Origin of the sequence: Thalassoglobus polymorphus, from assembly GCF_007744255.1 — a bacterium.
Taxonomy (GTDB): Bacteria; Planctomycetota; Planctomycetia; order Planctomycetales; family Planctomycetaceae; genus Thalassoglobus; species Thalassoglobus polymorphus.
On the sequence record NZ_CP036267.1, the window covers coordinates 2308886 to 2320827 of the forward strand.

At 49.6% G+C, this 11942-nt stretch carries 10 protein-coding genes; 6 read left to right on the top strand and 4 right to left on the bottom strand.

Annotated elements, in window-relative coordinates; all coding sequences use genetic code 11:
- Positions 1-277 precede the first annotated feature (277 nt).
- On the top strand, positions 278-1195 hold the full coding sequence (locus Mal48_RS08430) for a bifunctional riboflavin kinase/FAD synthetase (protein WP_145197950.1): 918 nt from the start codon (positions 278-280) through the stop codon (positions 1193-1195).
- Between the two features lie 141 nt (positions 1196-1336).
- On the opposite strand, the gene Mal48_RS08435 is transcribed toward Mal48_RS08430, so the two are convergent.
- Positions 1337-2305, bottom strand: a complete 969-nt coding sequence (locus Mal48_RS08435; RefSeq protein WP_145197952.1) for an aldo/keto reductase — start codon at positions 2303-2305, stop codon at positions 1337-1339.
- A gap of 1 nt (position 2306) precedes the next feature.
- Complete coding sequence (locus Mal48_RS08440) at positions 2307-3191, bottom strand: prephenate dehydrogenase (protein WP_197442168.1); 885 nt, start codon at positions 3189-3191, stop codon at positions 2307-2309.
- Positions 3192-3407: 216 nt separating this feature from the next.
- Between Mal48_RS08440 and Mal48_RS08445 the strand changes: the two genes are divergently transcribed.
- Positions 3408-4349 (top strand): AAA family ATPase, encoded by a 942-nt coding sequence (locus Mal48_RS08445; RefSeq protein WP_145197956.1) that lies wholly within the window; start codon positions 3408-3410, stop codon positions 4347-4349.
- A 276-nt stretch (positions 4350-4625) separates the two neighbouring features.
- Positions 4626-5936 (top strand): outer membrane protein assembly factor BamB family protein, encoded by a 1311-nt coding sequence (locus Mal48_RS08450; RefSeq protein ID WP_145197958.1) that lies wholly within the window; start codon positions 4626-4628, stop codon positions 5934-5936.
- Positions 5937-6121: 185 nt separating this feature from the next.
- On the opposite strand, the gene Mal48_RS08455 is transcribed toward Mal48_RS08450, so the two are convergent.
- Positions 6122-7465: a dipeptidase gene (locus Mal48_RS08455; protein WP_145197960.1), complete on the bottom strand. Its 1344-nt coding sequence runs from the start codon at positions 7463-7465 to the stop codon at positions 6122-6124.
- Between the two features lie 403 nt (positions 7466-7868).
- Here Mal48_RS08455 and Mal48_RS08460 point away from each other — a divergent pair, with 403 nt between their 5' ends.
- From Mal48_RS08460 to Mal48_RS08470, 3 genes are all read left to right on the top strand, one after another.
- Positions 7869-9194, top strand: coding sequence for a Gfo/Idh/MocA family protein (locus tag Mal48_RS08460; RefSeq protein ID WP_145197962.1), 1326 nt, complete (start codon positions 7869-7871; stop codon positions 9192-9194).
- 125 nt (positions 9195-9319) lie between these two features.
- A complete protein-coding gene (locus tag Mal48_RS08465) occupies positions 9320-10291 on the top strand; it encodes a nitrilase family protein (RefSeq protein WP_145197964.1) in 972 nt (323 codons plus the stop codon).
- An 82-nt stretch (positions 10292-10373) separates the two neighbouring features.
- The gene (locus Mal48_RS08470) at positions 10374-10895 is read left to right on the top strand and encodes a hypothetical protein (protein WP_145197966.1); all 522 of its coding nucleotides are present in this window, start codon (positions 10374-10376) and stop codon (positions 10893-10895) included.
- Between the two features lie 274 nt (positions 10896-11169).
- Here the strand turns inward: Mal48_RS08470 and Mal48_RS08475 are convergent, their stop codons facing one another.
- Positions 11170-11937 (bottom strand): PrsW family glutamic-type intramembrane protease, encoded by a 768-nt coding sequence (locus Mal48_RS08475; protein WP_145197968.1) that lies wholly within the window; start codon positions 11935-11937, stop codon positions 11170-11172.
- Between the last annotated feature and the right edge of the window lie 5 nt (positions 11938-11942).

An 11942-nucleotide genomic window follows, 5' to 3' on the forward strand; every position in this document is an offset into this window, starting at 1 on the left:
CCCGTTCACGACTATGTTGGATCAATTGGTCTTTATTTGTCCTGGCCTGCAGGATGGATCTCAATACTTGAAACTGGTCTCTCTAGAATTCAGAGAATCCTTCACGGCATGAGTACTGGAGAGGGTCTGTAGTCTGTTCAGTAATCATCAATTTCATTGACCATCGATTAACAACGACGATTTATTAACAACATTGATATTGATGGGGATTCAAGGTGCCCTGCCCTCGATTTGGGACTCGCCGTTGCCATTACCGTTACCAATTTATGATTGATTCATGTCAACCCACTTAGGACTTCACGATTCGCCTCCCTATCGAGATGGTTATCTTTCGATCGGAAACTTTGATGGTGTCCATCTTGGGCATCGCGCGATTCTGTCTAAGTTAGTCGAGAAGGCAAGAGCTGCGCGAACAACTTCCACCGTTCTGACTTTTGATCCTCACCCGATTCAGTTGCTTCGCCCTGAGTTTCTTCCGCCTAAACTGACGACTTTAGAAGAGAAGGCTGAACTCATTCAGAGTTGCGGGGTTGATCATGTTGTTGTTTATCCGACAGATCATTCACTTCTGGAGTTGGAACCAGAAAGTTTTTTCAAGCAAATCGTTCTGAACCATTTTCAAGCCCGTGGGATGGTGGAAGGGCCGAATTTCTATTTTGGAAAGAACCGGGCAGGCACGACAGAAACTTTGCAGCAGCTATGCTTTGAACATCAGATGTCGCTGGAAATCGTTTCGCCAACGTTGCTCGGTGAATTGATGGTTTCATCGAGTGAAATTCGCAGTAATTTGAAACAGGGACACGTTTCTCTCGCAGCCAGTCAACTCGGTCGACCTTATGCAATTTCCGGAGTTGTGATTCGAGGAGACGAGCGGGGGCGGATGTTAGGATTTCCCACAGCAAATCTCGGAGAAGTCGAAACTCAGATTCCCAAGCCCGGAGTCTACGCAGCGATTGCAAGGGTTGGAGAAAAGTCCTGGAAGGCTGCGATCAACATCGGCCCGAATCCGACATTTGGAATTGTCGTTCAGAAGATTGAAGCACACTTGCTTGATTTCGAAGGAGATCTCTACGGGCAGAAAATTTGCCTTGATCTCATCGAGCGTGTCCGTGACGTCAAATCGTTTGAGACGGTTGAGGAGTTGAAACAACAAGTCCGCAAAGACATTGAGCAAGTGCAGAAAATGACAAAGTGAAAAAAATCCTGAGAACGTTTTCAATGCTTTTGTGCCCGCGAAAATCACTTATCTGACTTCATGGACTTCTCGGCACGCAGATGAACGCGAACATCAAATTTGAAAATTTGATAGCGATGCCGGGGCTCATCTCTCAGCTTGTTAAGTCGCTGGGTGGCGATTCACTTCACCACGATTTTGGATTGCTTGTCCGATTTTGGCGAGCTGAGATTCGGTGAGGGATTGATTCATGGCTTGGGCTGTCTCTTGAATCTGCTCTGGCCGCTTTGCCCCACATAACGCTGCTCCAATGCCTGGTTGCGCGATGACCCACGCAATTGCCAGTTGGGCGACTGTCATTTCGGCCTCAGCTGCGATTGGGCGAATTTCGTCGAGAAATGCGTGTGTTTTCTCCCATTCTTCACCAACAAAGACGGGAAATCTTTGTCGTCCATCGTTAGGCGCCCACTCATGATCGCGTCTGATTTTCCCTGCCAGAAAACCTTTCATCAGAGGCCAGTATGGATTCACTGACACGTTGTTTTTCAGACACCAGGGAAGTTGTTCTTTTTCGATTTCTCGCTGCAACATGTTGTAGAACGGTTGATCAGCTGAGATTGTGCAAACCGCATGGAACTCTTCGTACTGAGGAATTTCTGTGAAGTTTGAGACTCCCGCAGCGAGAATCTTGCCTTCACTGAGAAGTTCACTAATCGCCCCCGCTGATTCTGCGATGGGGACATTCGGATCGGGAGCGTGAAGATAATAGAGGTCGATTCGATCTGTGTTGAGTCGTTGGAGGCTTTCTTCGCACTCTTTTTTGATTGTCTCCGGTCGAGCATCGCGAGCCTGTTTTTGATCGCTGCCCCAATGAAGTCCACATTTCGAGGCGATTACGATTTTGTCACGGACATCTCCCAGTGCGCGGGCGATCAGGCGTTCACTTTCCCCTTCATAACCGTAAATGTAAGCGGTGTCGAAAAAGTTGATGCCAGAGTCGAAGGCTGCTCGCAGTGTCGCCAGACTATGTTCTTCGGTGACATTCGTACTCGTGATCCCTGTGATGGGCCAACATCCCATAGCAACGGGGGAAACGTACAAATTTGAGTTGCCGATCTGTCGGTGTTCCATCTCATTCTCCCTGAGGTGAGCTACTTCGCTGACGGTCTTCGAAAAGTTTTCGTTTCTCCTGAGCCTGTTTCAGAAGTTCGGAAACTGTCTGGCCGTCATTCTCCAGGAGTGCGTTTCGGTATCGAGTCAGTTTCGCGATCAGTTGGTCAGTCACATGGACGAGCTGAGGGGCATTCTCAGAGAAGATGGCTGTCCAGAGTCCCGGATCGCCTGCTGCAACTCTTGTTGTATCACGAAAACCTGTCGCTGCAAAGTCGACGGTGTGATCATCGATTTGATCTGCAACAGCTGCTGCCACGAGATGGGGTAAGTGGCTCGTCATCGCCAGTACGTGATCATGCTCGCGTGGAGACATGAAGCGAACATCCATTCCAAGCTGGGTCCAGAATGAACTTATTGTCTGAACGACCTCTTGAGGGGAATGTTCAGAGGGGGTCACGACACACTTGCGGTTTTCATACAGACTCGCATTTGCGTTTTCAAAGCCTGACTGATGAGAACCGGCCAAAGGGTGCGAGCCAACAAAACGTGCAGCGATCTCTGGGTATTGGTCCAATTCCGTGCAAAGACTTGCTTTGACGCTTCCAGCGTCGGTGATCAATGTCGATGCGGGTGTGGCTTGCGCGACCGCAATCACATCCTCAGCGATTCGGCTCACAGGTGTACAGACCACAGCGATGTCGACGTTTTGCAGCTGAGTCACATCTGTCAGCGCGACATCAATCAGCTTCTGTTCTTTAGCAAGTTTCAAACGCTGTTCATTGCGCCCAATTCCGATCACATTTCGGGTGAGGCCATGTTTTTTGGCTGCCAGGGCGATTGATCCACCGATCAAACCGACGCCCACAATGGCGAGATTTTCAAATTGTTGAAGAGGGCGGGACATGCGGAGGATTGTACTCAGAGAGGCCCGAGTTGGCTTCTGTCTGGTACGCAGAATCATAAGAAATTTTGAGTTTCAGAAACTACGTTCGGTCGAAAATTTTGTGAAAACTTCAGTGACAAACGTCTGACACACTGATCATCTTTAGGTTGATCCGTATACTATGGCTAAATATTGTCATGCATTGGAACCGTTTGATTTTCTCCGGTGGAGTGGTTTGTGTCTACAGATGTTGCCTCGTTGATTGGCTCTTTAGAAGAGAATATCGCCAAAGTCCTCTTGGGAAAAGATGAGGTGATTCGCCTTTGTGTTGTGGCATTACTCGCGGAAGGCCACCTGCTGATTGAGGATTCTCCTGGAGTGGGGAAGACCTCGCTGGCAAAGGCGATTGCTCAAAGCCTGAATTGTCAATTTTCACGGCTGCAATGTACTCCAGACATGCTCCCCAGCGATATTTTGGGATCGAGCATTTTTCTTCCCAATCAGGGGACATTTGAGTTTAGAAAAGGCCCGATTTTCACAAACGTTCTTCTTTCTGATGAAATTAACCGGACCACTCCACGAACTCAAAGTGCATTGCTTGAAGCGATGATGGAGCGGCAGATTTCTGTCGACGGGCAAACCTACCAGCTCGACAAGCCGTTTCTTGTGATTGCCACACAAAATCCATTTGAGTTTGAAGGAACCTATCCACTTCCGGAAAACCAACTCGACCGCTTCATGTTGTGTACAACGGTCGGGTACCCTGATCGAGACGCGGAACGCCTCGTCTTTAACTCTCATAGGACTGGTGAACCTGTTGATGATTTGCAGGCCGTGATGACGGATGAGCAAGTTATTGGGCTGCAACAAAAAGTTCGGAAAGTGACGGTCGAGGAGTCGGTGGCCGATTACATCCTCGACTTGGTTCAAGCGACCCGTGAAAACAAAGAACTGTCCCTTGGAGTCAGTACACGTGGAGCGCTGACGATGTATCGAGCTGCTCAGAGTCTGGCGCTCGTTGAAGGTCGAAATTACGTCATTCCCGATGATGTGAAACGTCTTGCCAGTCCAGTACTGGCTCATCGTGTCGTTTGTCGTGGAGTCATCCGCGAAGGCCAACGAAATCGAGCAAGACAGATCCTGCAACAAATTGTAGACACGACCCCAGTTCCCAGCTAACAGCCCTCCAGGGAACGACCTGTTCTGACCGTTTCAAAATCAAATGTTTTCGCGAGCAAATCCAATATTGGTCTTTACGTTCTGCCTCGTGGCGAACAGTCTATGAGGTCATGAAAGTGGCCTTCACGGGCACGACAGGCATTGAAAATGCTCTAGAATCATTCCGGAAATCTCTGGAATCGTCGCATCTCTCAATGTTTGAGAAAGCAAACTCAGGTTTCAGAATCAGTTGTCGTAAGTTTCTCAATTCAACTTTTTTCGCTGAAAAGGACGCCAATGTCTCGCTTGGCTTTTGTGTTTTGTTTGATGTTCACAGTCAGTTTGGCGACTGCATCAGAGACCTCCACCACTCAAAAATCACCGGCGTGGCCGGAACGTGGAGGCCCGTTGATGAATGGGATTGTTCCAGCTGGTTCAGCGAAGAATCTGCCCGTGAAATGGGATGAGGAGTCCGGCCTGAATGTCGCCTGGAAAATCGCATTAGAAGATGATGGGTATGCTTCCCCAGTTATCGGGAACGGAAAAGTCTGGTTCACCTCGGCAACAACCGATGGAAAGAAACAGTTCATTTATGTCATCGATGAAAGTACCGGAAAGGTGCTTCATCACAAGTTGATCTTTGAAAACGAAGATCCTGAACCGCTTGGGAATAATGTGAATACGTACGCTTCACCGACATGCGTGTTGGAAAATGATGCGGTGTACGTTCACTTTGGAACTTATGGGACTGCAAGGCTCGATCCGGAAACAGCTGAAATTGTCTGGGAACGAAGAGATATTCGTGGCAAGCATTTTCGAGGGCCTGGTTCGTCGCCGATCATCTACGAAGATTCGCTCATTCTGACTTACGACTGCATCGACGCGCAGTTTTTGATGTCGTTGAATAAGAAAACAGGTGAAACAAACTGGCGTGTTGATCGCTCGACAGATTACGACGATCTGGATGAGAACGGGAAGCCGAAGCGAAATGGTGATTTACGAAAGGCATTTGGAACGCCTGCTCTGGTTGAAGTCGACGGGAAAACTCAGCTCCTTTCCGTCGGTTCACGGGCAGCGTTTGGGTACGATGCCAAGACAGGCAAAGAACTCTGGACGATCACTCACGACGGCTACAACGCCGCCGCCCGCCCTGCTCTGCATGAAGACATTGTGGTGATCAACAGCGGTGGTCGAGGTGCGAGTATGATCGCAGTTCGACTCGACAAAACAACAGTCGGCAATGTGGATGAAACACACGTCCTTTGGAATCGACCGCGCGGAAATTCACGATTGGCGACACCGCTTCTCTACGAGGGACTGGTTTACATGGTGACTGATAACGGAGTGGCAATTTGCCTCGACGCTGTGACCGGTGAAGAAGTCTGGACCAATCGTATTGGCGGAACATTTGTCGCCTCGCCCGTTCTCGCGAATGGTTTGCTCTATCTATGTAATGAAGAAGGTGAAACCTCGATTGTGAAAGCTGGCAGAGAATTCCAACTCGTTTCCAAAAATCATCTTGAAGAAGGAATGCGGGCTTCTCCCGGAGTTGCCAACGGAGCATTATTCCTCAGAACGTTCCACCATCTCTACAAAATTTCTAAATGAGTGGGGCAAAAAACAAAATTGCAGCAAACGATGAGGCGATTTCTGAAAGCGGGTGGAAGATCGTGGCGATGCTGCGATTCTCCTCTGCTTATCCCGTACTCTCCCCGGTGCCCATGAAGAGTACGCTTTAAGTGGGAAGTCGTACATCTCCACAGGCACAAGAAATAACGGTAGAGCAAACCACTCTAGCCATTCAGTCTTTGAAGTTCTTCTGGCAGGACTTCTTTACAGACTCGCATGACGTTTCCGCCAATGATCTTTTGAATCTCTTCATCGGAGTATCCACGTTGGACAAGTCCAACAGTGATCAGAGGCCAGTTGGTCCAGGCGAGTGTCGCTCTGCCGGGCCAGTTTCCACCGAGTGAACCGCTTGGCCAAAGTGCTGCGAAGCGGCTGCGTCTTCTGTCGCGTTTGGGAACTTTTTTATTCTCTTCGGCGGAATACTGCGACGTGTGCGCAACGTCGGTTCCGATCGCAACGTGATCAATTCCGAACTTCTTCACGACGTAATCAATGTGATCGAGAAGCCTTGAGATATCTCCACTGCCTCCGAGGAAATTAGGAATCAGACAGATTCCAACCAGGCCACCAGTGTTACAAATGGCTTTAATAACATCGTCCGGTTTGGCTCGGATATGTTCGTTGATTGCGTTGCAAGCTGTGTGGCTGGCAACCATCGGTTTCGTTGAAGCTTCAGCCGCTTCACGGCTGCTTCGCCAGCCGGTATGGGCCACATCCACAATCACACCGACACGGTTCATTTCCGCGATGGCAGCTCGCCCGAAATCGCTGAGTCCGCCGTTGGCAGTCTCCGCACATCCGTCAGCGAGCATGTTGCGACGATTGTATGTTAAGTGCATCATGCGAATGCCGAGTTGAAAGAAGTACTGAACGTACGCAAGTTCTTCTTGAACGGAGATCCAGGTTTGCGGCAAAGGAGTCCCGTTTCCGGTTAGGTACAAGCAATGCTTGCCTGCCTTTTTCGCGTTTTCGATATCGACTGGAAGAGAAGCGCGGACGAGCACGTCTCGCTGCATGTCGGTCAAGAACGTAAATCGAGCCAATCGTTGTAACAGCCGAGGGACTGCTTGCCCTTCTTCGCCTGCGTTTTGGAAAATGCATGTGACCCCGGCACATCGAAACGCTTCCTGAAATTCTTCGCGTTCCTTGGGCTCCGTAGCCGGACGAATCATTGACATGTTCGTGCGGGCTTCTCCAAATTCGACATCAGAAGCATGGGCTGCGTCGAGCTTTGCAAGTGCTTCACCGTCGACAGATGCCCGCGGAGCAAATCCATAAGAATCAAAGACGATACTCTCTTCATGAAGATTCAGCCCATGTTCCAAGTCTTTTGCATTCGGCTTCAAGACTCCCATGGCAGCGTCCCGACCTCGAATGATGATCGGGTTCTGCGTCGCAAGTAGCGGATGCCGAGCTGTTCCGTTTTCGTTCTGTGCTAGCAGGTTTGAACTCAAGTATGACAGCCCGATTCCGACGGGAGCGGCTTGAAGAAATGTTCGACGATTCATTACTTGACCTTCTGGTATGGATTTCTCTCAAAGATGCCCTTTGAGAATGATGTAAGGGAATTTGAATTTCGCTTTCCTGACTTCGTGCACGACTCTCCACGAGGCAGAACGATCAGACCCAAAAACAATTTTTGGATCAGTTCTCGTAATACTTTTAGAACCGCTCTCTTTTATTGCAACAACGGTCCGATGTTGAAGTGAAGTGAGAGTACCCGATCCTGAAACCTGAATTTACTCTCTCAGACGCTGAGAGAAGTGATCATTCCAAAAGTTTCCAGGCTGGTTCTTAAATATCTTGGGCGAAATTTCACTATCAGTTGCCATTGATAAGTGAATTCCTCATGATCTGAAAGTGTTCCTACAAAATTTGTCCTGCCCCTTTCCTTTCAATGGAGACCTCTTCATGCCAACTCGCCGAACTTTTCTTCAAACAACTGCAGCGACAACATTCGTTGCGGCAGCTCCTGCATTTGTTCGGGGACAAAACCTGAATTCAAAACTTCAACTTGCTGGAATCGGGTGCGACGGCAAAGGCTGGTCGGACATCAACGAAATGGCTGGCCACGATAAAACGCATCATGTGGCGTTTTGCGATATCGATCTTGCTCGTACAGCAAAGGTCCACAAGCTTCAGCCCGACGCGCCGATTTTTCAAGATTACCGCGAGATGCTGGAGAAGCTCGGCGATAAGATTGATGGCTCGACAGTCTCCACTCCGGATCACATGCACGCGCGCATTACTACTGACCTGATGAACATGGGGAAGCATGTTTACTGTCAGAAACCTTTGACTCATAACGTCAGCGAAGCACGTCAGCTGCGAAAGCTGGCGAAAGATTCGGGAGTCATTACGCGACTCGGTAACCAGATTCATTCGCATTCACATTATCGGACTGCTGCGAAGACGATTCAGGATGGTGCGATTGGCAAGGTCAAAGAAGTTCGCTCATGGTGTGCTGCGACTGGCCATGGAAAGTCTGGCTATGTTGACCGTCCCAAGTCTCCAATTGCACCGCCGGAAACTGCAGATTGGGATCTCTGGGTCGGTGTTGCTCCAATGCGTCCTTACGGCGACGTGAAGTGCTATCACCCTTGGGGGTGGCGTGACTGGCAAGATTTTGGCAATGGTGCGTTAGGTGACTTTGGGTGCCATATCTTTGATCCAGTCTTCACTGCTTTGAACATCAACAACGGACCACTCTCCTTTTCTGCCGGACACACCGGGATGAATGATGAGATCTGGCCTGCCCAAACGCACGTCAAATACACATTCCCGGGAACGGAATATACAACGAGCAAGTCGATTCCGATCAGCTGGGATGATGGCGGTTCACTGCCAAGTACAGGTGGCTCACACATCCCTGGAGATGTTCGCTTGCCTGCGAGTGGATCGATTCTGATCGGAGAGACTGGAACCATGGTGATTCCACACGTCGGAGCGATGAGGCTTTACACCGGGAAAGGTACCTCTGATAAAGAATACCCAGTGCTGGAAAGTTTGAATCACTATCACGGTTGGGTCGATGGTTGCCTCTCTGGAAAACAGCCGAGTGATGGTTTCGAATACGGTGGAAACTTGACTGAAGCCGTCCTCCTCGGAAACATCGCGGTTCGTTACAAAGGCGAAAAACTGAACTGGAACGAAAAAGAAATGAAAATCACGAACAACGAAGAAGCCAACAAGTGGCTTTCTCGTGAATATCGTGATGGTTGGAAATTAGATTCCTAAAGAGATCTACATTTCTGTACTTCAGAATGATTGCAGAATTTACTGCTTCCTGTTGACAAGTTCTCGGAACCTGAGTGGTTCCGGGGACTTGTTATTTTAGAACCAGTCCGAAAAGTTATCCTAAGATGAAACCAATTCGTGCAGCTGCTGTTCAGTTCAATCATGTTCCGGGTGACAAAGCTGCGAACATGGAGATCATTTCCGGCTTTGTGGAGCAGGCTGCTGCCGACAACGTCGACTTGCTTATCTTTCCGGAAATGTGCATCACCGGATATTGGCATCTACGAGACTTTCCGCGTGAACAAATTGAAGAGCTGGCTGAATCGGTTCCTGCAGGACCAGCCTCTCAAGAGTTGCTGGAGCATTCGAAACGTACCGGCATGACAATCGGCGCTGGCCTGATTGAAGCGGGCGACGACGGCAAGCTGTACAATTCATTTGTCGTCGCGATGCCCGATGGACGCGTTGAAACGCATCGTAAGTTGCACTGCTTTATCAACGAACACATGAGTTCGGGAAATGACTTCACCGTGTTCGATATCCCGCAAGGTGCGCGTGTTGGAGTGTTGATTTGTTACGACAACAACATCGGTGAAAACGTTCGGATGAATGCCCTCATGGGAGCCGAAATTTTGCTCGCCCCGCATCAAACAGGCGGGTGCAATTCGCCTAGCCCTAAGTGCATGGGCGTGGTCGATACGAAGTTGTGGGATCAGCGAAAAGAGAATCCCTCGGCGATTGAGGCCGAATTTAGAGGTTCGAAAGGTCGCCAATGGCTGATGAAATGGCTTCCTGCACGCGCACACGACAACGGACTCTTTTTGCTGTTCGCCAATGGGGTCGGAACGGACGACAACGAAGTTCGCACCGGGAATTCTATGATCCTCGATCCCTATGGGGATGTGATTACTGAAACATGGAAAGCTCAGGACGAAATGGTTGTCGCTGACCTTGATCCATCTCTCAGGGTGATGTGTACCGGCCAACGCTGGCTGACCACTCGCCGTCCGGAGTTATTCGGCCTGCTTACTGAGAAAACGGGCATTGAAGAAGAGACTCGCACCGTGCGGTTTCGACGACAGACACAGGGCGAATAAGAAAACGTCACCCGGACAGGCTCACTGAACGTTCTTGAGTTCACCTCAAAGATAACGCAGGCTGACGTCCATGAGGCTTCCAATGAATCAGGTCGAATTCTGGAATGTCGTTGGCGTTCTGGTGGTGCTGCTGGCACTCCTTCCGGTTCTTTATTTCGTGGTCTTGATGTTTCGGATTCTCTTTTCCGCCTTCATGGATCGAAGAGGCCGGGAGATCCACCTTGATGATCCACTTTTTGGGAGCCTGAAGTCTTGGGAGAAGTGGGAGCACTGGGAAGGAGATGTCGAGTTCGGTGCAGGTGAAATTGAGAGAGTGATGATTTTTATTGATGCGAATGCCGATGGACCAACTGAATCTCAGAGAGCCCTGTTTCGAAAAATTCGCAGCCAATATTCATCTATTCTCCCCGAAATCGAAGCTGCACTCCGTAAGTACGTGGGAGAGAACTGGGAGTTTGAACTGGTCTCGATTTCCATCCCAACTGCTGCAGAAACATGGGACTGGTCCGCGGGGTACTTTGCAGAGACAGACGAAGATGGAGACATGGGCTATGACGTTCACTTCAAGAACTGGAGCGTGAGTGATGTCATCGGGGGCGATTAAGAATCAGCTTTGTGATTCAGCTTTGGGCTTTGCTTCAGGGCATTTTCAATATCTGTTGAGCCGGCGAAGGTCACATTCCTGACTCATAGACTGTTCGTCACGAGGCAGAACACGAACACCAATTTTGCTGGTGAAACGCGTCCTTCATGCTCAATTGGTAGAACCAACTGCTCTACATCGGTTTTGATAAAGGTGTAGTAGTCCTGTCTCGTGGCACTCAGCCAATCATTCAACAAAACGCTCAATTCGCGGACACAAGAAACACGAAAGTGTTCTAAAACGGTTCGTAAACTGTTTCGAAAAGTATTGCGAATGCGTTGTATGCCCCGTGAAGCGTGATTGCGGTTACGAAGTAGGGAACACCGAGTTGAACGCTGGGGAACGATTTGGTCTGCATGCAGCGATGCCAGATTCTTGAAAGTCCCAAGGCTGAAATGAGACAGCAAAACGTATGTAAGGCAACGCAGACTGTCCATCGCCAGCGAGTCAACGGGTTCTCCCAGTTGAAAAGATCGAAGCCGAGATACATTACGTTTTCGACAGCTGCAAAGACTGCGCCACCAGCGAGGGCGCACAGAAAAATTTGCAGTCGATTCTTGATCAGGTAGGGCCGACGTTCGATCACCCAGAGCGGGATTGCGATTTTCATTAACTCCTCAGCGACCGGCCCAATGAGGATTGCCTGAACCGGATAGATGCCCGACATCGTCCCAATGGTTCCCAGAAGGACTCCAACGACTGCCAGCGGACCGGCGACACAAACCCAGCATAAGACGAGTGCCCAACTGTCGAGAGATCCGGTTTGTGAAATTCGCCAGTTGAGCCAATTTTCATAAGTCAGCGCGTCTTCTGGAGGAGGGCCGCTTATTTCAGGCGATCGGCTTGGCTCGCTCCAGATCGATTGGTCAATCGCATCGTCAATGTTTTCGTGATGCTGCTCATAGTCAATTCTTTCGGCAGCCTTCTCTTCGGAGGGATCGCGTTTCCATCCACCATTTCGCAGATGCGGTTCATTTTCAATCGAAGGGTCATGACTGGGCAAAAAAC